This window comes from Bdellovibrio sp. ZAP7 (genome assembly GCF_006874645.1).
Taxonomy (GTDB): domain Bacteria; phylum Bdellovibrionota; class Bdellovibrionia; order Bdellovibrionales; family Bdellovibrionaceae; genus Bdellovibrio.
On the sequence record NZ_CP030082.1, the window covers coordinates 4,057,582 to 4,078,378 of the forward strand.

The 20,797-nt window shown below is 45.3% G+C and carries 19 protein-coding genes; 15 read left to right on the forward strand and 4 right to left on the reverse strand.

Annotated features, from left to right (window positions below):
- The first annotated feature begins 118 nt into the window (after nt 1-118).
- The 8 genes from deoC (at nt 119) to DOM22_RS19545 (ending at nt 8,995) form a co-directional block, all read left to right on the forward strand.
- A complete protein-coding gene (gene deoC, locus DOM22_RS19510; RefSeq protein WP_142702311.1) occupies nt 119-781 on the forward strand; it encodes a deoxyribose-phosphate aldolase in 663 nt (220 codons plus the stop codon).
- The gene (locus DOM22_RS19515; protein ID WP_142701979.1) at nt 781-2,100 is read left to right on the forward strand and encodes a thymidine phosphorylase; all 1,320 of its coding nucleotides are present in this window, start codon (nt 781-783) and stop codon (nt 2,098-2,100) included. Before deoC ends, DOM22_RS19515 begins: the two co-directional genes overlap by 1 nt.
- A gap of 25 nt (nt 2,101-2,125) precedes the next feature.
- A complete protein-coding gene (locus tag DOM22_RS19520) occupies nt 2,126-2,941 on the forward strand; it encodes a purine-nucleoside phosphorylase (protein ID WP_142701980.1) in 816 nt (271 codons plus the stop codon).
- A 139-nt stretch (nt 2,942-3,080) separates the two neighbouring features.
- Complete coding sequence (locus DOM22_RS19525) at nt 3,081-3,875, forward strand: hypothetical protein (RefSeq protein WP_142701981.1); 795 nt, start codon at nt 3,081-3,083, stop codon at nt 3,873-3,875.
- A gap of 155 nt (nt 3,876-4,030) precedes the next feature.
- Nucleotides 4,031-5,260 carry a S8 family peptidase gene (locus tag DOM22_RS19530; RefSeq protein WP_142701982.1) on the forward strand — a complete coding sequence of 410 codons (1,230 nt, stop codon included), beginning with the start codon at nt 4,031-4,033 and terminating at the stop codon, nt 5,258-5,260.
- A 129-nt stretch (nt 5,261-5,389) separates the two neighbouring features.
- Nucleotides 5,390-6,955: an acyl-CoA carboxylase subunit beta gene (locus tag DOM22_RS19535; protein WP_142701983.1), complete on the forward strand. Its 1,566-nt coding sequence runs from the start codon at nt 5,390-5,392 to the stop codon at nt 6,953-6,955.
- A gap of 8 nt (nt 6,956-6,963) precedes the next feature.
- Nucleotides 6,964-8,466 (forward strand): acetyl-CoA carboxylase biotin carboxylase subunit, encoded by a 1,503-nt coding sequence (gene accC / locus DOM22_RS19540; RefSeq protein ID WP_142701984.1) that lies wholly within the window; start codon nt 6,964-6,966, stop codon nt 8,464-8,466.
- A 1-nt stretch (nt 8,467) separates the two neighbouring features.
- Entirely contained in the window at nt 8,468-8,995 is a 528-nt protein-coding gene (locus tag DOM22_RS19545; RefSeq protein ID WP_142701985.1) for an acetyl-CoA carboxylase biotin carboxyl carrier protein subunit, read from the forward strand.
- A 94-nt stretch (nt 8,996-9,089) separates the two neighbouring features.
- Here DOM22_RS19545 and tatC read toward each other — a convergent pair whose 3' ends face one another.
- From tatC to DOM22_RS19560, 3 genes are read right to left on the reverse strand one after another with little or no spacing between them, the layout of a single operon-like run.
- Entirely contained in the window at nt 9,090-9,854 is a 765-nt protein-coding gene (gene tatC / locus DOM22_RS19550; protein WP_142701986.1) for a twin-arginine translocase subunit TatC, read from the reverse strand.
- The gene (locus tag DOM22_RS19555) at nt 9,854-10,231 is read right to left on the reverse strand and encodes a twin-arginine translocase TatA/TatE family subunit (protein WP_246845766.1); all 378 of its coding nucleotides are present in this window, start codon (nt 10,229-10,231) and stop codon (nt 9,854-9,856) included. The genes tatC and DOM22_RS19555 overlap by 1 nt, the downstream gene beginning before the upstream one ends.
- A gap of 33 nt (nt 10,232-10,264) precedes the next feature.
- Nucleotides 10,265-10,870, reverse strand: coding sequence for a hypothetical protein (locus DOM22_RS19560; RefSeq protein ID WP_142701988.1), 606 nt, complete (start codon nt 10,868-10,870; stop codon nt 10,265-10,267).
- Nucleotides 10,871-11,139: 269 nt separating this feature from the next.
- Here DOM22_RS19560 and DOM22_RS19565 point away from each other — a divergent pair, with 269 nt between their 5' ends.
- Nucleotides 11,140-12,669, forward strand: coding sequence for a lytic transglycosylase domain-containing protein (locus tag DOM22_RS19565; protein ID WP_142701989.1), 1,530 nt, complete (start codon nt 11,140-11,142; stop codon nt 12,667-12,669).
- A 22-nt stretch (nt 12,670-12,691) separates the two neighbouring features.
- Here DOM22_RS19565 and DOM22_RS19570 read toward each other — a convergent pair whose 3' ends face one another.
- On the reverse strand, nt 12,692-15,292 hold the full coding sequence (locus DOM22_RS19570) for a pitrilysin family protein (RefSeq protein ID WP_142701990.1): 2,601 nt from the start codon (nt 15,290-15,292) through the stop codon (nt 12,692-12,694).
- A 16-nt stretch (nt 15,293-15,308) separates the two neighbouring features.
- Between DOM22_RS19570 and hemW the strand changes: the two genes are divergently transcribed.
- From hemW to DOM22_RS19600, 6 genes are all read left to right on the forward strand, one after another.
- Nucleotides 15,309-16,481 carry a radical SAM family heme chaperone HemW gene (gene hemW / locus DOM22_RS19575; protein WP_142701991.1) on the forward strand — a complete coding sequence of 391 codons (1,173 nt, stop codon included), beginning with the start codon at nt 15,309-15,311 and terminating at the stop codon, nt 16,479-16,481.
- 77 nt (nt 16,482-16,558) lie between these two features.
- Nucleotides 16,559-17,080, forward strand: coding sequence for a nucleotide exchange factor GrpE (gene grpE / locus DOM22_RS19580; protein ID WP_142701992.1), 522 nt, complete (start codon nt 16,559-16,561; stop codon nt 17,078-17,080).
- A gap of 10 nt (nt 17,081-17,090) precedes the next feature.
- Nucleotides 17,091-18,101 carry a DnaJ C-terminal domain-containing protein gene (locus DOM22_RS19585; RefSeq protein WP_142701993.1) on the forward strand — a complete coding sequence of 337 codons (1,011 nt, stop codon included), beginning with the start codon at nt 17,091-17,093 and terminating at the stop codon, nt 18,099-18,101.
- A complete protein-coding gene (locus tag DOM22_RS19590) occupies nt 18,098-19,765 on the forward strand; it encodes a penicillin-binding protein activator (RefSeq protein WP_142701994.1) in 1,668 nt (555 codons plus the stop codon). Before DOM22_RS19585 ends, DOM22_RS19590 begins: the two co-directional genes overlap by 4 nt.
- 108 nt (nt 19,766-19,873) lie before the next feature.
- Complete coding sequence (locus tag DOM22_RS19595; protein WP_142701995.1) at nt 19,874-20,245, forward strand: TraR/DksA C4-type zinc finger protein; 372 nt, start codon at nt 19,874-19,876, stop codon at nt 20,243-20,245.
- A 181-nt stretch (nt 20,246-20,426) separates the two neighbouring features.
- The gene (locus DOM22_RS19600) at nt 20,427-20,789 is read left to right on the forward strand and encodes a TraR/DksA family transcriptional regulator (protein ID WP_142701996.1); all 363 of its coding nucleotides are present in this window, start codon (nt 20,427-20,429) and stop codon (nt 20,787-20,789) included.
- The last annotated feature ends 8 nt before the right edge of the window (nt 20,790-20,797 follow it).

The window sequence follows — 20,797 nt, forward strand, 5'->3', positions numbered from 1 at the left end:
ATCTGAGCCCTTGGCAAAACCAAGGGCTCTTCTCTTTTCAAAGTCACCATTGCCCTAAACTTTATTCTGCGGTACCTTTTTCTTTTGAATCTGAATGAGGTGCCCATTGAAGCCAACAGTGCAGCTGAATAAGTATATCGACCACACTCTCTTAAAGCCTGAAGCGCAGTCCGCGCAAATCGAAAAACTGTGCAAAGAAGCGCGCGAGCACGGCTTCTTCAGCGTTTGCGTAAACACTTCTTATGTAAAACAGTGCGCAGAATTGTTGCGTGATTCTGATGTTAAAGTTTGCTGCGTGGTGGGCTTCCCCTTGGGTGCGATGGATTCCGCGAGCAAAGCCTTTGAGACTCGTACGGCCATCACAAACGGTGCTGGCGAGATCGATATGGTTGTGCAAATCGGCGCTCTGAAGGATCGTCGCTTGGATTATGTTCGCGACGACATCAAGGCCGTTGTACAGGCGGCACCAGGTATAAAAGTAAAAGTAATCATCGAAACATCCTTGATCAATGATGAAGAAAAAGTCCTGGCCTGCAAAGCCGCTATGGAAGCGGGGGCTGCGTTTGTTAAAACCAGCACGGGATTCGCTGGCGGCGGAGCCACTGTGGAAGATGTGAAGCTTATGAAGTCTGTTGTTGGCGACAAGTTGGAAGTGAAAGCTTCTGGTGGTGTTAAAAATGCAGAGCAAGCTATCGCACTTATTCAAGCCGGCGCGACTCGTTTGGGCACAAGTTCTGGTGTCGCTTTGGTTCAAGGTCAACAATCTCAAGGAGGCTACTAATGTCTTTCCTTCCTGCTGAAATTATTAAAAAGAAACGCAATGGTGGCGAACTCTCGAATGACGAAATCGAAGAATTTATTCTGGGTTATGCTCGCGGCTCCATTCCCGATTACCAGATGTCTGCTCTTTTGATGGCGATCTTTTTTAAAGGCATGACTAAAGAAGAAACTTTGGGCTTAACTAAAGCGATGCTTCACTCTGGTGAAGTTGTCGACTTCTCTTCTGTTAAAGGCTTTAAGGTTGATAAACATTCAACGGGCGGCGTGGGAGACAAGACTAGCTTGATTTTGGGGCCGATCGTTGCTGCAGCGGGCGCACCCGTTCCGATGATTTCCGGTCGCGGTCTTGGTCATACGGGTGGCACTTTGGATAAGCTTGAAGCCATTCCCGGTTTCAATACGCAAAAACCTTTGCCTGAATTTATTGAGCTTGTTCGCAAAAATAATATCTGTTTCATCGGCCAAACCAAAGAGATCTGCCCTGCTGATAAAAAAATCTATGCTTTGCGCGATGTGACTGCGACGGTGGAAAGTCTGCCGTTGATTTGTGCCTCTATCATGTCCAAAAAATTGGCTGAAGGCATCGATGGCTTGGTACTTGATGTGAAATATGGCTCTGGTGCCTTTATGAAAACGCCTGTTCTTGCAGAAGAACTTGCGACGAACTTGATGAACATTGCAAAAGGTTACGGCAAAAAAGTGACTTCTCTTTTGACGAACATGGATCAACCTTTGGGTCGCTATGCCGGTAATTCTTTGGAAGTTGATGAGTGTGTGGCGATCATGAAAAATGAAAAATTCATCGGCCCACACGGATATGATCTTTACGAAGATACGCGCGAGTTGAGCTTGCGCCTTTCTGCTCACATGTTGCTTCTTGCGGGAATTGGTAAAACGGAAGAAGAGTCCTATCAAATCGCTCTGGAGACTTTAACTTCTGGAAAAGCGCTCGCAAAATTTGAGGAGCTTTGCAAAATTCACGGCGGTGATCTTCGCAATGTTCCAAAACCAAAATTCAGTCTGACAGTGACTGCTGAAAAATCAGGATTTGTACAAAGCTTCCACACAGAGAGTATCGGTGTTGCCGGAATTTTAATCAAAGCTGGTCGCGCGCAAACAACTGATATTATTGCACCTACAGCCGGGATAGAATTTCACGCAAAAGTTGGTGATGAAGTGAAGGCTGGTGACACATTGTTCACTCTGCATGGTGACGATGAAGGACTGTTGATGTCTGCAGTTCCGATGCTAAAATCAGCAATTACTATTTCCTTGCAAAAGGTACCAAAGCCTAGTTTGATACTGAAAGTTTTGAGCTAAAGCTCGAGGACAATAGGAGAACAACTTGGTACTCAATAAACTTCAAGAATCGATCAGCTTCATCCGTACAAAAACTTCGGCGAAACCGAAGATCGGTGTCGTTCTCGGCTCGGGTTTGGGTGCCTTTGTGAAAGATGTCGAAGTCGAAACTACGATTCCGTACAAAGACATTCCTCATTTCTCCCCGCCAACAGTTGAAGGTCACTCTGGAAATTTGATTTTCGGTAAAGTGAACGGTCAATCTATCGTTATTCTTCAAGGTCGTAATCACTATTACGAAGGTCACAGCATGGAAAGTGTTGTGTTCCCGACTCGTACTCTGGCATTGCTTGGAATTGAGGCTTTGATTTTAACGAACTCTGCCGGCGGCTTTGGCGAAAGCATGCAAGCTGGTGATTTCATGATCATCGAAGACCACATCAACTTGATGGGCACGAATCCTTTGATGGGACCAAACATCAAGGAGCTTGGACCTCGCTTCCCTGACATGACTGAAGCTTACGACAAACGCTTGATCACGATCATGGAACAAGTTCTACAAAAACAGGGAACTCGCTACCACAAAGGTATCTACTGTGGCGTAAGCGGTCCTACTTATGAAACTCCTGCTGAAGTTCGTTACTTGAAAATGATTGGCGGTAAAGCTGTCGGCATGAGCACTGTCCCTGAAACAATCGCGGCAAATCACTTGGGCCTTCGCGTGTCGGCTCTTAGCTGCATCACGAATCTGGCTGCAGGCATTTCTTCACAAAAACTTTCTCATGACGAAGTCACTGAGACTGCAAAACGAGTCGAGATCCAATTTACTTCGTTCCTCAAAGAATTCATCACCAACATCTAGACTAGAGGCTGTTTATAAACAGCCAAAGGTGTGACTCCACCCCCTGTTTGTTCTGAATTTCCCTTTGGAAACAAACAATTTTTAGTCAATTTGAATACACAAGCTTAAGTTTGCATATTTGTGTGCCGAACGAATAATCATGAAAAAGTTTATTCTGTTTTCAATTATGCTAAGCGCTCTTTCTTCTACGATCATTTCTTGTGGCTCTCCGCCGAAGAAGGAAACTGATTCTTCTTCTACGACGCCGACTGTGAAAGACGTTAATTTCGATCAGACGCCAAAGAACACGACTCTTTATGTTGGCGTTCAAACGAGATGGGAAGGTGGTACCGAACTTGTCGCCCAAGGCAATTGCACAGCTCTGACCACGGATACGCCGGAGGCTGGCGCGAAGGACTGTAATATCTCAATTCCGGAAGGTCAGCTCTATTACAGTGACGTGATAATTACGCTGGGTTCTAAAGCTGCAGAATTCTGTTCAATTGTGTCCTTCAGTTCATATTACTATAGAAGATCTAAAGTGGACGATTACGTTCCACCAGGCAGTACCGAGAAAATAAAATGCGCATCCGATGCAGATGCCAAAGCCAACATTGGCTGCTGGGGTGGTGCCGGTCCTCTGATTTATTCCGATTTCCCGAAAACCGGTGGCCAGTATTTTACTTTGGCTTCAGGATTAAGCACCAGCATCACGATTCCCGCAGCGAACGCTCGGCGCTATGGAAGCAACAGAGCTACTACTAATACGTTGGTAGATCGAACAGTTGATAATGCCGACTATGTCGCTGATACAATGAGTGACTACTATATCACTTGCAGGGATATCTGGGCCCAGCCAATCTATCAGTTCAAATTGACGATAAAAGATGAAGATACGCAAGGAACCGAAAACATGCCGGCTCGAAATCAAATTCCTGACTGGCAAGGGTTTTAGGAAAAAGACCAAGGTCGAGGGATCTTGGTCTTTTTGTTTATGGGCTTAAGGATAAACTAGCCTCATAATGGGACGAATTTTTCCGATCTATTAACCTGTGTGGGTTAGCATGAAGTCTCATAAATGGGACCTTCGGGCCCGCACAGGGAGTGAACATGGATGTTCAAAAGATACTCTCGGCGGTTGCTTGCGTCTTAGTATTTACAGCTTGTAGCAAAAAATCGTCGAACTCAGTTTTCTCAGACAGCACTGCGCTTGATTCGGCAGCGTGTATGGGACAAGCGATCAAAAGCAAATTCATTGTTCAGTGGGAAGATGGCCGATTCACTGTTGAATCCGGCACCGATGCTGAATCATTCAAAAAAGAATTTATCGAACCACAGTTAGAAAGCATTCGCCGAGTCGAATTCGATCGTCGTATTCAAATTGAATCGACCAAAGAATACGCTTCATCGTCTGTAAGCGACACTTGGGGCTTAAGCATGATCAAAGCGAACTCTGCTTATACCCAAGGCGTCTATGGTCAAGGTATCAAGGTCGCAGTTGTGGATGCGTATGTGGATGTTACCCATCCGCAGCTTGCGGGCCGAATCGCCGTGAACACGGGTGAGATTCCTAATAACGGAATTGATGATGATAAAAACGGTATCGTCGATGACTACTATGGAGCGAGCTTTGTCTCTGTTCCTTCTTCGACAACAACACCGAGTCCCCACGGATCTCACGTGGCGGGTATCATTGCAGCCGATTCTAACTTCGGACCGGTTTCTGGGGTTGCTCCCCGCGCACAAATTATTCCAGCACAATTCATTGCCAATGATGGTGGTGGTTCTTTAGGTGATGCGATTCTGGCGCTACAATATGCAGCAAGCCGTGGTGCTAAAATTATCAATGCCAGCTGGGGTGGCGCTCCTTGTGTCGCTTCATTGAAAAATGCGTTCCAAGTTCTTGAGTCTCAAGGAATTCTGGTCGTAGTAGCGGCGGGCAATGATGCGCGCGATATCGATGTGTATCCTGAATTCCCTGCTTCCTTTGATCTTTCCAATCAAATCACTGTGGCGGCATCAAGTGTCAGTGATTTTATGACGTCTTGGTCGAACAGTGGTTTCGAATTTGTTCACGTGGCAGCACCTGGTGAGCATATTTTAAGCACGATTCCTGGCAACAGTTCGACATACATGGATGGAACAAGTATGGCGGCACCCTTTGTTTCTGGAACTGCGGCTTTGCTATGGAGCTACAAGCCAAACGCTACTGCAAAGCAGATTAAAGCCGCCATCGAACAGTCAGTTGACGTTACTTCAGGACACGAGTTTAAAGTAAAAACTCGAGGCCGAATCAATATTCAGAAAGCACTTCAAGTACTTGGACAGTTAGTCCCATAAATTCAACAAGATACCTGCTGAACGCAGAGCAGAAAAACATGCTCTGCGTCTGTCGTTTTAAGATGATTACTCAAATGCTCATTGATAGAAGTATGCCTTCCGTTTTTTCAAACGTTAAAGAAGGAATTTATGAGCGAAGTATCTTCAGGCATTCAAGCAAAGCTTGCCGATCTAGAAAAAAGAAATGAAGCCGCAATGGCGGGTGGCGGAGCTGCTCGTGTTGCGAAACACAAACAAGGCGGCAGACTTTCTGCACGCGAACGTTTAGATGTTCTTTTGGATCCAGGCAGCTTCGTTGAGATGGATCGTTTCGTTACTCATCGTTGCACAAACTTCGGCATGGACAAGAATGTTGTTCCTGGCGACGGCGTGGTAACTGGCTACGGTCGTATCAACGGCAAATTGGTTTACGTCTCTTCTCAAGATTTCACTGTTATCGGTGGATCTATGTCCCGCACTCAAGCAAACAAAATCTGCAAAGTGATGGACCTTTCTATCAAGAACGGTGCGCCTTTCATTTCTTTGAATGACTCTGGTGGCGCGCGTATTCAAGAAGGTATCGAATCACTTGGTGGTTACGCTGATATCTTTACTCGCAACACGATGGCTTCTGGTTTGGTTCCACAAATCACAGCAATCATGGGGCCATGCGCGGGTGGCGCGGTTTACTCACCGTCTATCACTGACTTTGTCTTCATGGTTAAGAACACTTCCTACATGTTTGTAACGGGTCCTGATGTTATCAAGACTGTGACTCATGAAGAAGTAACTAAAGAAGATTTGGGTGGAGCAACGACTCACTCTGCAAAATCAGGTGTGGCGCACTTTGCTGCTGAAGATGACAAGCACTGCTTGTTGCTAATCCGCGAATTGATGAACTTCCTTCCGTCAAATAACTTGGATGATGCTCCAGCATTGCCGAATACAGATCGCCCTGACCGCTTGACTGAAGCGATCATGAACTTGATCCCTGAAAATCCTAAAAAACCTTACGACATGCTGGCAGTTATCACTGAATGCGTGGACGAGGGTTACTTCCTAGAAGTTCACAAGCATTTTGCAGCAAACGTCATCGTAGGCTTTGCTCGTTTCAACGGTCGTCCTGTTGGTATCGTCGCCAATCAACCAAACGTACTTGCTGGTTGCTTGAACATCGAAGCTTCCCGTAAGGCAGCTCGCTTCATCCGCTTCTGTGATGCCTTCAACATCCCTGTTGTTTCATTCGTTGACGTTCCAGGCTTCTTGCCAGGTAAAGATCAAGAATGGAATGGTATCATCACTCACGGTGCAAAACTTCTTTACGCGTACGCTGAAGCGACTGTGCCTAAGATTACAGTTATCACTCGCAAAGCTTACGGTGGTGCATACATCGTTATGGGTTCTAAACTTTTGAGATCTGACGTGAACCTAGCTTACCCTTCTGCAGAGATCGCAGTCATGGGTGCTGAAGGTGCAGTAAGCATCATCAGCCGCGAAGAGATCAATAAAGCTAAAGACCCAGCAGCTGAAAAAGCTCGTTTGACAGCACAATACGAAGAGAAGTTCTCGAATCCGTATGTTTCTGCTGAACTTGGTTACACTGACGAAGTTATCGATCCAGCGTTGACTCGTAAACGCATCATCGATTCTTTGGAAATGTTAAAAAATAAACGTGATATCACTCCGGCTAAAAAGCACGGCAATATCCCTCTGTAGGAGCGAACATGGCATTGTTTAAAAAAATCCTGATCGCAAATCGTGGGGAAATCGCAATTCGTATCACTCGCGCCTGCCGCGAGCTTGGTATCGCATCCGTTGCTGTTTTTTCTGATGCCGATCGTGATAGCTTGCACGTTTTCTTGGCGGACGAGGCCTATCATATCGGGCCTTCTCCGTCAAAAGAGAGCTATTTGAACTATAGAAAAATTTTGGAAGTGGCAAAAAAGGCTGGCGCCGATGCTGTCCATCCAGGCTACGGCTTCTTGTCTGAAAACACGACGTTTGCAAAAGCATGTGAAGAAGCGGGAATCACTTTCATCGGACCAACAGTTGCGAACATCGAATCTATGGGAGATAAAATCTCTGCCAAAGCTTTAATGAAAAAATCTGGCGTGCCAACGGTTCCAGGATCTGATGGCGGCGTTGAGTCGGTTGAAGACGCAGTGAAAATCGCGGAAAAAATTGGTCTTCCTATCATCATCAAAGCGACTGCTGGCGGCGGTGGTAAAGGGATGCGTATCGTTCGTAAACTAGACGAAGTGGAAAGTGCATTCCGCGCTTGCCGCTCTGAAGGTCAGAACTATTTCGCGAATCCGACTGTTTACATCGAGAAATTCATCAACGATCCGAAACACATCGAGATCCAAGTGTTCGGCGATAAACACGGTAACCATGTTCACTTGTTTGAACGTGAGTGCTCTGTACAACGTCGTAACCAAAAGATCATCGAAGAGTCTCCATCTCCTTCTGTTCCTCATGAAGTGCGTTTGCGCATGGGCGAGGCTTCTGTTCGCGCAGCGAAACAGATTAACTATGTAGGCGCTGGTACGATCGAATACATCTTCGATAACACGACTAAAGAATTTTATTTCATGGAGATGAATACACGTCTTCAAGTTGAACATCCGATCACTGAGATCGTGACTGGTTTCGACTTGGTTCGTGAACAAATCAACGTGGCTGCTGGCAAACCTTTGAGCTTTAAACAAGAAGACATAAAGCAAAAAGGCCACGCGATCGAAGCACGTATCTGCGCTGAAGATCCTGTGACTTACAAACCAAATCCAGGTGTTATCCGCGCTTGCCGTCACCCACAAGGTCCATTCATGCGTGTGGATTCTTATGCTTACCCTGGTTACAACGTTCCGATCTATTACGATCCAATGATCTCTAAGGTTATTACTTGGGGTGATACTCGTAATGAAGCGATCGATCGTATGCAACGTGCTTTGTCTGAGTTCGTATTGACGGGTATCAAAACCAACATCGTTCTTCATAAAACGATTTTGGATCACCCGACTTTCCGTGACGGTACTTACACGACACAATTTATCGAAAAGAACTTCGAAGTTATCGAACCAGAGATGTTCAAGCAAGTTGACGACCCTGTGTTCTTGATCGCGGCGGCTATTGAAGCCTACAACGATCGTAAATCGAAGGATATCCGTCAGCTTAACGTTCGCTCCACTTGGAGAAGCGTTGGTCGTAAACTTCAGTTGAGGACGTAACATGTATTTCGAAGCAGAACTTAGAGGAAAAAAATATAAAGTAGATGTGACGGAAGGTCGTCACTCTTGGAAAGTATCTTTGCAAGAAGAAGGCAAAGCATGGGCTCACCATGATATTTCTAAGAACGACTATAAGCACGCGGAAGAGTACATCAGCTTCCTTTTCCAAGGTAAGTCGTACCTTATTGACGTCGTGGGTTCAGACACTGAATACACAGTGTTTACGCGTAACTCATTCCGTTCTATCAAGATCTTCAATGACGAAATGTTGTTGCATGAATCATTGAAAAAAGGCGGCGGTTTCGGGGGCGATATGGAGCTTAAAGCTGGTATGCCGGGAAAAATCATCGAGATCTTTGCAAAAGAAGGCGACATCGTGAAAGCGAACAAGCCACTTTTGATCATGGAAGCGATGAAAATGGAAAACGAAATGCGCTCCGCTCGTGACGTGAAAATCAAAGAGATCAAAGTCAAGCAAGGTGACTCTGTTGAATCAGGTGCCGTGTTGATCAAATTCGAAGAGCCTTAATCAGCTCTTCGTTACTGACGAAATAAAAAGGGAAACTTCTTTCGGAGTTTCCCTTTTTTATTATTTAAATTTTACTGAGATCTTTTAGAGCGAACTATTCTCGTTCGTTTTGTCTGAATTGGGCTTCACGTTTTCTTTCAAAGATACCGACCATCAAGACGCCGATTTCATATAGCAGAACCATCGGAATCAACATCATGATCATACTCATCAAATCTGGCGGAGTAATGATCGCGGCAGCCACCGCAAGACCCATAATCGCGTAACGACGTTTATCTTTAAGAAATTTTTGGCTTACAAGGCCCATCATTCCCAAGATAGAAATGACCAGGGGAAGCTCGAAAGAAACGCCGAACATCAAACACATTTGGGTAAAGAAACCCAAGTACTGTTCGATAGAGATCATCGGCTTATCTACCGTGCCGCCATAGTTCATTAAGAAGTGGAATGCCATCGGCAAAACCACATAGTATGAAAACGCCGCACCCAAAATGAAAAGAACTGATCCAGCGACGATAAAGCCAACAGAATACTTTTTTTCTTTTTGATAAAGACCCGGCGCTACGAACTTCCAAATTTGATAAAGCCACAATGGGCAAGAAATCAAAATACCGCACACAAATGATATTTTGATGTGCGCTAGGAATTTATCTAAAGGACCCGTATAAATTAATCCCCCACCCGGGAGATACGGAGCGATGGGTGCACGGATATAATCGAAAACTTGCTCGCTAAAGTGATAGCAGATTCCAGTCGCCAACAACAAAATCCAAACCATGCGAACAAGGCGGAAACGAAGCTCGCCCAAGTGTTCGTAAAGGGATTGGGCTTTTTGGTCTAATTCTTCAGAAGAGCCCATTAGCCTTTGCTCCCTTTATCGTCGTCATCGTTGGAGTTGTTTTGAATTTTAAATTCCATTTGTTGAGGATTTGATTCTTTTGCGGCCATCGCTTGCCCATGCGGAACGTGATCTTCAGAAGTCCAATCACCAGGATCCGCCGTTTCAGCCTCGGGCTTTACTTCCGGATTTGCTGGAGGTCCATTGTGTGCTTGCTTGTGTCTATCGTACAAGTCGATCGGATCAATACGCGCTTGTTGTTTCAAGTCGTCAGTGAATTCACTGGTCGTTCTTTTAAGTTCATTAAGAAAGCGGCCGAGTGTGCGCGCCACTTGTGGAAGTTCCTTGGGGCCGATCACGATCAGCGCCAAGATAGCTAAGAAAATGATTTCTGACATGCCTAAACCGAACATGGTCGCAGATTAGTGGAATCACCCTTGTTTGCCAAGCTTTACTTGGTCTTGAGGCAGGGTCAAAACACCCATTTCCACCAGCTTTTCTTTGGCCAACTCAGAGCCGGTACGCTGATAGCGGTCATAGAGGCGAAGGATACTTTCATCAGACTTAATAAAGGAATGCTGGCTAATGTAAGTCAGCACATCAACGAACTCAATAAAGCGCGCTGAGAACGTTTTATAAACTTTCGCAAGACCATCTTCACGAGTGCAGTGTGCTAGATGGGTGTATGCTGCTCCACCGATATTCGCATAGTAATCCACATCCACAGTTTTTCTTTGGAGTGAGTCACCAAAAAAACCACTGATGTAGAGTGCGCGATCACCAAGCTTTCTAAGCTTTTCAAGTTTCACTGACTGTTCCGCATTTTGCGCGTGCAGGTACATTTCAGCTAATGTTGCTTCCGCTTCAAACAAAGCTTTGGCATCTAGATATTGTTTTAAAAGATTTACGAGATACGCTTCGACAAGAGGAAGCGTTTGAACTTTACGGTCGTAAAGTCCCTTAGAGACGAGCTCCTGAAAATAACCTTCAGGGCTTACGAATAACTCTACCGTTTGCGAGTTTGGTTTTTCTTTCATCCTTCACTCACCTGCTACACTTACTATAAGTCTAACAACTTATCGGAATGCTTCGGTTAATTGTTTATTATGAATTAATACCTTAGTCCGTAATCCTTCTTGTCGGCCCTCCGGGCTTAAAATCCCAAGGTGTATCAAAATGGAACGGCTGCCCTTTCCGCGCAAAGTGTATAACTTCTATACGGTTCCACGGCATCTAATGGGTTTCCACAGGTTTTAACAGTGGCACCGGGCTTGCTCTTTCCAAGGATGAAGAAAGAGCGGGTTGCATGATTAAAGTTAATTTGACCACCAAATTGGATACGAAAAAGAAGAAGTTCACCGCGGGCTTCGTGATGACCGTAGTGGCCCTCACGGGTGTTGTGGCTCTTTATAATTCTGTTCAAATGGTTGATACCGACACTTTACTTGCTGAAACATCTGCTCCCGTTGAAAAGTCCAATGAACCTATGGTTCTAGCAGCAAATTCTGATTCTGAAATGGATGGCGAAGCTACTGGATTTAATTTGGAAATCCCGCAATTCGTTGCACTGGATGAGGACACCGGCCCCATTGCTGAATCTGGCATTGTGGAAAACCGTGAGCATATCCTGAATGACTATCAAAATCTAATCTCGGAAGAATTCCACATCCCTGAAAACCTGCGTGATCGTGTAGGTTTCTGGTTTGATATCTATACTCTTCATAACTCTAATAAACGCCTGATTCACCACTCGGTTTACCCATGGATAGTGTTTGAAGTGGTCGACACGACAGACATTATTAATTCCGATACACCAAAACACCGCTGGATGAGAAATCTGAAAGCCGACGCTTTGGTAAAACAACAGGTTGAAAAAACAAAGACGGCGTTGAAATCATTGGCTAAAAAGAAAAATCTTGATGATTTGACTGACGATGAAAAACGCGTGATGGAAGCACTTTCCCATCTTGATGGCGACGTGAAAGAAAAAGCTAAATTCGCACTTAAAAATATCCGTGTGCAAACGGGTCAAAGAAACTTCTTCCAAGAGGGCTTGGAAGTATCTCCAAAATACCTTCCTGGTATGGAAGAAATCTTTGAAAATTACAATTTGCCGGTCGAGTTGACACGCATTCCATTTGTGGAAAGCTCTTTCAACAAACACGCAAAATCTAAAGTGGGTGCTTCAGGTATCTGGCAATTTATGGGTGGCACTGGCCGTAAATTCATGGTTGTGACAGACAATATCGATGAAAGACACTCTCCGTTTAAAGCGACTGTCGCTGCCGCCCAATTGCTTAAAGAAAACCACATGATCTTAAAGCGCTCATGGCCTTTGGCGATCACGGCGTGGAATCACGGTCCTCCGGGAATCCGCAAAGGTATGGCTAAAGCTAAATCACAAGATCTGGGCGAGATTATCGCTAAATACAGGACAAAATCATTCGACTTTGCCTCTTCAAATTTCTATTCAGAATTTTTGGCAGCCTTGTTCGCTGAGAAATATCATGAAGAAGCGTTCAAAGATTTGAACTACTCTGAAAAGTTGAATCTGCATACAGTGAAGCTTTCCAGAAGCATCAACGCCAAAGATCTTTTGCGCAGAAGCAAACTTACTGAAGACAATTTTGTGATGTTTAATCCAGATTTGAAAAAAGCTGTAAAGATAAACGCGCAAGTTCCATCGGGATTTACTTTGATGTTGGATGATGACTCTCGTGATCTTCTAAAAGGAATCGTTGCTCAAGCGACCCTGGGTAAGAAACGTAAAGTTCCTAAAGCGAAAACGGCTTCAAGCGAAGTTTCCTTGAGCGAACCAGTAGCTCGCGATCTTTAATCGCGAGCCTTCTATAACAGTCCTAGATATCATTCGGTCCAACCAGAGAAATGATCTCTGGTTGCGAAAAGATCTTTTGAGCTAACTTCTGAATATCTTCAGGCGTAATCGCAAAATACTTATCTGCGACATCCAGGCTTTCACGATAGTCCAATCCGTAAATGTCATCGAATAAAATAGCATTACAGATCGTGCCTTTGCGTTGCAATTCGATGTCATGGCGACCTATCAAGTATCTTTGCGCACGCGTCAGCTCTTCCTCGCCAACTTTAACTTCAGCCAGCTTATTGAATTCTGCTTTTAACATCTGAATGGACTTTTGCGCCTTCTCTGGAGAACAACCAATATATCCACCAAAGTAGCCGCCTTCAATTCCTTCCATGTGCATCGGTGAAACTGAATACGCCAATGAGTTCTTATCACGAAGCTCCAAGAACAAACGACCACCTTGGCCACTTAAAATCGACTGAATGATTTCTAGAGTGTATCTTTCGGGACTTTTCAAAGTCAGACCCTGATATCCCACGATGATGTGGCTTTGTTCTTTTTTTAGTTCGTGAAAGACATGACGGTTCTCAGTCACTTTGGTGATCGGAAAATGATTTTCAATTTTCTTCCCAGCCGGTAAAGCCGCTGTCACTTCTTCAAAAGCTTTCACCCATTTTTTCGCATCGACATCACCAACCACACACAAAGTAAGATTTTTTGCGTGAGCTACGTCGTTATAGTATTTACGAAGCGATGCCTGGCTGATGGCAGAGATGGATTTATCATCACCCAACAGATCACGAGAATAAGGGTGATTTTTAAACACTTCTTTCATGAAATTCATCACACAGATCTGTGATGGATTGTCATTACGAGACTTCACTTGATTCTTCTGCACCACTTTTTCACGTTCCAAGATGCCTTCAGGGAATTGTGGGTTCAGCAATGAATCAGTATAGATCTCAAGCATCTTGTCTTCGAATGGGGAAAGATAGTCCATCGACATACCGACAGAGTTTCTGCCGCCGAATGCACCAATCCCCGCAGCTAACTCGTCCACACGGTGATTGATATCATCCTCTGTGAACTTTTTAGAGCCAGACAGCCAGTTTCTTGAAAACAGCTCTGTCAATCCGTTCGTAGTTCCGTCTTCCATACGGGCGCCGCCCAGGAAGGCTGCTTTCATGGAAACGTAAGGAGTGTCTTTTTGTTCACGGATCAACAGTGTTGCCCCCGATTTCAAAGTAATTCTTTGAGTTTCTGGAGTGTGCTTAACTGCCTCGGTGTTGATCGAGAATTTTTTAGGAACAAACTTCGCTGGCTTCGCCTTAGACGGTTTAGTTTCAGCCAAAGATTTCTTTAAATTCTTAGCAAAAGTTTTCAAAGACTTCTCGGCGACCTTTTTATCCATGTTCGTCATAAGCGACAAACTAAAGGCATCTGCTTTAAAGTATTTCTTCGCGGCCTTTTGAATGTCTTCTGGCTTAAGCGAATACACTTGTTTCATGTATTTACGATAGTGATCGTGATCACCATAGTAAAACTCATCGCCTCCGGCTTTTCTCGCAATGTTATCCACAGTCTCCATGGAATAAACTTCGTGGCTGGCAAAATTAGTGATCGCCTTTTGCATTTCCATTGGCGAAGGTGGTTCGTGAATAATACGAGTCAGTTCCGGAATCATCGCTGACAGTGCTTTATCAAGATTTTCTTGTTCAAGGTTAAAGGAAACCGCAAACAAACCATCATCCGGCATTGAATAACTAAAAGTTCCGACGGAGTTTGTTAATGGCTCTCTGATGCGCAAAGTTTGCATCAAGCGAGAAGAATCTCCTTGACCCAAGATCGCTGCCAAAACTTCAAGGGCCGCAATGTCTTTGTGCTTAACGTTGGGAATTCTCCAGCTTAAGTATCCAGTCGTCGTTTCAAACTTTGCCTGTTCAATCTTAATACGAATGCTTTTTTGCGCGGGCTCTTTGGTATGCGATGTCTTACGCAATTTAAACGGCTCAAAGCCGCCGAACATTTTTTCAACCTTTGTCTTCATTTCCTTGGATTCGAAATCGCCGGCAATAACCAGGAACATGTTCGAAGGAACATATCGACTTTGATAGTATTCACGAATCTTTTTCGCGCTGACTTTTTTAACGACTTTGTCATAGCCAATGACTGGAGTACCGTAAGGGTGCTTACGGAAAATATTTGAAAATAAAAGCTGACTTGATCTGCGGCCCGGGCTGTCTTGACCACGTTTGATTTCCTCGATCACCACTTCGCGTTCGTTATCGATTTCTTGGGGATCAAATGTCGGATACCCCATCATCTCGCTGATCACATCCATCGCGACATCAGTGAATTGTTTTGAAATCGTTACGTAAAAGACCGTTTGGTCAAATGACGTATAGGCGTTCAACTCCCCGCCGGATCCCTCAACTGTTGAAGCGATTTCGCCCACTTTGTATTTACGAGTCCCTTTGAAAACCAAGTGCTCGATAAAGTGAGAAATCCCCTCTTCGCCTTTTTTCTCGTCGGCGGAGCCTGTTTTCACCCACATTTGAACTGAGACCACAGGGGACTTATGACTCTCTAATAAAAGGACTTTTAGACCGTTTTTTAGTTGAAATTTTTTAGACATACTCTAGATAACTCCCATGGCTTTTGGCGTTTACGTTCACATTCCCTACTGTATTCAGCGCTGCACATATTGTGACTTCGCGACTTATGAGCAAAGTAAGATTTTGCCTCCGGATCAGTACGTCCAATTGCTGTTTGAGGAGATTCGCCAAAAGCATCGCTATTATCAGCCTCAAAAGTTAGACACACTTTACTTCGGTGGTGGAACACCCAGTTTGATCCCAGCTCATCTTATTGTAGCCGTCATAAAAGAGTTGGGTAGATATGGCTATACAACTGGACCCGAAACCGAAATCACCATCGAGATCAATCCGGCGACCGTCGACAAAGATAAACTGAAAATGTACATCGACCACGGAGTGAATCGTTTTAGTGTCGGTGCTCAAACTTTTGATGATCGCTTGTTGAAAATGGTTCACCGCGAACACTCCGCAAAACAAACGCTTGAGACCCTGGACCTTTTGCGGGCACACAATCTGAATTTCAGCTTCGACATCTTGTTTGCGTTGCCGTCTCAGACTCTTGAAGGCTTAAAAAACGATGTGCGTATCGCAGTTGAACAAGGTGCAAAACATATTAGCCCCTATTGTTTGACAGTTCCTGATGGTCATCCACTTTCCAAAGGCCGTGCGCTTGAGGATGAACAAGTCGATATGTTTGATTTTATCGCGAGCGAATTAACAGGTCGCGGTTTTCAACAATATGAAATTTCTAATTTCGCAATCCCCGGTTATGAATCCCGTCACAACATGTTGTACTGGATTGATCAGCCCTATTGGAGTTTGGGACTAAGTTCTCATTCGTATTCCAAAGAATCCCCATGGGGCACGCGTTATTGGAATTTGAATTCCATTGGCGAATACAAGAAGCAGATTCTGGAGCACGAGGGCAAAGAATTTACTTCGCCGTCTCAACATTTGCCTGACTCCCAAGTCGAGGCCCTGGAAATGCATCAAGCCCTCACGGACTTTTGTCATACTTCGATGCGTTTGATGCGTGGCCTCAATGAGCGCGAGCTTCAGGAGAAATTCCCTGTCGCAGTTTATCATCAAGTATCCAGTATTATGAGCAAACTAATGGGCAATGGCTGGGTTCAAGCTGACCAGGGGCACTGGTCCTTAACACGAGAAGGCCTTGTTATTAGTAACAAAGTTTTCCAAGAGCTAACCTTCTTAAAAGAAGATGTCTAGGTTCCAAAAATCTGCTCCCACCGTAATTGACAATATCTAATGAATACACAATCTTAAGTATTGCGAAAGGATCCCTCATGTCAGAAGAAAACAACTCTCAAAATTCTAATCCTGCGGCATCATCTGAAAATTTCGATGTCTCTTCTGAAATTCAAAAACTTCAAGAACAGGCAGAGAAGTATAAAAACGATTTTTTATACCTGCGCGCAGAATTTGAAAACTACAAGCGTAACGCAATCAAAGAACGTTCAGAGTTAATGAAGTACGGTGGCGAGCGCTTCATCCGTGATCTTTTGGATATCGTTGATAATTTCGATCGCGCTCTGCAAGTGAATGTAACCGCAGAAAATCTTAACACTTTCAAACAAGGTGTTGAGATGACGGCCTCTGAACTTAAAAATCTTTTGGTTAAGCACTCGGTGACGGAAATCCCTTCAGAAGGCGCACCTTTTGATCCAAACATTCACGAAGCCCTTAGTGCCGAAGCTACTGACAAAGTCGCTCCCGGCCATGTGGCTCGCGTGTTTAAAAAACCTTACAAATTGCACGACAAGGTGATTCGCACAGGCCAAGTGGTTGTCGCGAAGAAACCAGAATAAGAGGCTTTGATTGTCTAAGAAGGACTACTACTCCCTTTTAAATGTTTCGCGTACAGCGACTGCGGACGAGATTAAGAAATCTTTCCGCAAGCTTGCGATGCAGTATCATCCGGATAAAAATCCTGGGGATAAAAAGGCTGAGGAGAAATTCAAGGAACTCAGCGAAGCATACGAAGTTTTAAGCGATACTAAAAAACGCGAAATGTATGATCAGTTTGGCCACGCCGGCCCAGGTTTTGGGGGCGGCGGCGGAGCTGGTGGACCATTCGGTGGCGCCGGAGGATTCGGCGGTTTCGGCAACAGTGGCGGCTTTGGCGGCGCTGGTGGTGGAGCCGGTGGAGATCCCTTCCAAGATATCTTTGGCGATGTCTTTGGAGACATTTTCGGTGGCGCCCGTGGTGGTCCTGGAGCAGGTGCGCGCACGCGCCGCCCACAAAAAGGCACAGATCTGCGCTATACTTTGAATGTTACGTTCGAAGAGGCTGCCGTCGGCACGGAAAAAGTAATTAGTTTCATGCGCCAACGTGGCAACAAAGAAGAATCCGCAAAATTGTCTGTTAACGTCCCTGCCGGTGTGAAAGAAGGCCAACGCCTTAAACTTTCTGGCGAGGGCGATGCTGCTGGCGGAAGCGCCGGTGATTTGTATGTGATTATCGCCGTTCAAGAGCACCCTTTGTTTAAGCGTGCTGAAAACGATGTGACTCTGGATTTGCCAATCACTTATACCGACGCAATTTTGGGAACTAATATTGAAGTTCCGACTTTGACGGGCAAAGCGATGATTCGCATTCCACCAGGGACTCACTCGGGTCAGAATTTCCGTCTTAAAGGAAAAGGCTTCCCAAAAATTGGCGGTTTTGGCACGGGAGATATGATGGTGCGAATTTTAGTCGACACTCCTCACAATCTTTCTAGCCGACAAAAAGAATTAATTGAAGAATTGGCTAAGTCCGGGGAAGCAACACCTATGGTGAAGGCTTTCCACGAAAAAGTATCTCATTTGATGAGGAATAGAAAATGACATCGAAGCTCGCTCTGATTTTCTCCGCACTTGTAATGGCTTCTTGTACGACAACCACGACGAAGAAAACGGAGATCAAGCAAGCTCCGGTCGCGACTAAAACTAACGGGAAAAAAGGCAAAGGCATGTCAGGGCTGGCTGCAAAGCCCCCTCCCGAGCCAGTTCCCGCTCCGCAAATTCCTGCACCAGTAGTAAATGATCCGATGGCGGCTCTTAAGAATTTGGTCGTGCTATCTGTTCAAGCTCCTACGAAACAAGAACAAGATGTTTATCGCCTGAAAGCGATTGAAGATGTTGAAAACCGTCTGAATGAAAAACAACTCGAAGAAGTGGCAGATAATTCTGACTACGGATTCTTGCGTGGTCATGCGATGTCTCGCCTGGCTGATAAAGCCTTAGATGAGCGCGATATCTATAAAGCTAAAAAATATTATTCAGGTGTGATTGATTATTTGCCGGAAAGTGATCTTGCTGCCCGCGCTAAAGATATTTTGTCACAGCTTGAGGCCGCAAAAACAGTGCAATCAAAAACTATTGGGGTGGTACTTCCTTTAAGTGGAAAAAATGCGCCCGTCGGTCAACGTGCCCTTCGTGGCCTGGAAATGGGCCTGGGCCTTCACGTTCCGGGTTCAGGGTTTAAGCTTGCGGTAATGGACAGTGAGGGTAATCCCGACTCTGCTCGCCGTGGTGTTGAGCGTTTAGTCAAAGAAGACAATGTTATTGCCGTTGTCGGTAGCTTACTTAGTAAGACGGCACCCGCAGTGGCGGCGAAATCTGACGAGCTGGGCGTTCCAAGCATCGCACTTTCTCAACGTTCAGGATTAACAGAGATTGGGCCTTCAGTTTTCAGAAACTCCCTGACCAGTGAAATGCAAGTTCGTCAGCTGGTTAGAACGGCGATGGATGATCTGGGCATGAAAAAGTTCGCCGTACTTTATCCGAACGATCAGTATGGAGTCGAATTCACAAATATCTTTTGGGATGAAGTATTGGCTCGTGGCGGGCAAATTACGGCGATCCAAACTTATTCCACTAAAGAAACTGATTTCCGTCTGGTCGTACAACGCCTAGTGGGCACGTATTATGGTGAAGGTCGTCAAGATGAGTTCAATTTGCGCCTGAAAGATTTGAAACATTCCGACAGAAAACGTTCTGTCCGTAAAGATAACACTGAGAACGTTCTCCCGCCGGTAACGGATTTTGATGCGATCTTTATTCCCGATAGCGCTAAGGCTATGGGTCAAATTGCTGCGATGCTCGCATTTAACGACGTGCGTGGTGTAAAGCTGATGGGCACAAACTTGTGGAACACGGCGGGTGTTGCAAAGCGTGCTGGTAACTTTGCGAACAACTTGATGTTCGTGGACTCTATGGCTCCGACTTCGCAGGAACAATCTCGCTTTCTAACTGAATATAAAAATCTTTACGGCGAAGCACCGACGCTGATTGAAGTTCAGGCGTATGATGCAGGTTTGATTTTGCGTCAATTGGTGGCCTCAGGAGCCGATTCTAGAGAGGCTTTGACAGCTAAGCTCCTAGGGTTAAAGAAGTTCCCAGGATCCCTTGGCACGCTTTCTATGAGCTCTGAGCGCGAGATCGAACGCCCTGTGGTTTCCCTTACCGTGGAAAAAGGTGAAATTGCACCCCTCCGCGTTCGCCAATAGGCGCTATAAAAATATTTAATGACCTTTTTTTAACCGGCCCCCTCCCCTTCCTCGTCTAAGGAACACAAAGCGGCAAGCAAGTCGCTAATCCTAAAGAAGGGGGCTGTTATGAAGACGCAGATTACAGAAACAATCGTTACCGAGTGCCGTAGAAAACTAATTCTGACAAAACAAGATATTCTGAATCGTATCAGAGCAGCCCAATCCGCTTTCGTTCACGCAGAAAAGTCTGGCGACGAAGGAGATGTGTCAGCAGCACACATCGAGGAACACACTTTTTTAGTTTCACAAGAGCGCATGAGAAACCAACTACTCGAGATCGAGATGGCCCTGGGCAGAATAGAGACCGGCACTTTCGGTATGTGTGAAGAAACCGAAGAGCCCATCGAAGCTGAAAGACTTCTTGCGATCCCTTGGACTCGTCTCAGCATTGAAGGTGCGGAAATGCGCGAAGCAGTAGGCAGAAAGTTTGCACGCTAGAAAAAATCTGTTTCACTTTCTGTTTCTGTTTCACTTTCTGTCTCGACACTTTTCCTCTGACAGCTATGCAGCAAAGCAGTGCTTACTAATTCGTCACGCACTGCTTTTTCCGTGACACTTTTCTTATCCCCCGTAATAACGAGCAAGATTTTCGGCGATGATCATCATATCGGGGGGTGAGATGAACGCAACCGAACTAAGTACAACAGAACTAGAAAACTTGAAGGACTCGTTGCTTTTTCAAAAAGGCTCGATCCTAAACAAGTCACACGAATTCATTGCAGAGCAATCCAGCATCAGTGGTGCTGGTGATGAAGCAGAAGTTGCTTCTCAAGATGTTGCGAACAACATCTCTATTCATCTGCATGAAAGAGACCGCACAGCACTCTATGCAATCGAACGTGCACTGGGAAAAATTGCTGAGGGGACTTACGGCCAGTGCGAATCTTGCGGGGAGCTGATTGGCGCCCGCAGACTTCAGGCCAGACCTTTCACAGCCCTTTGTATTGAATGCATGGAAGAACAAGAAGCGCTCTCTCACTGACACGGATG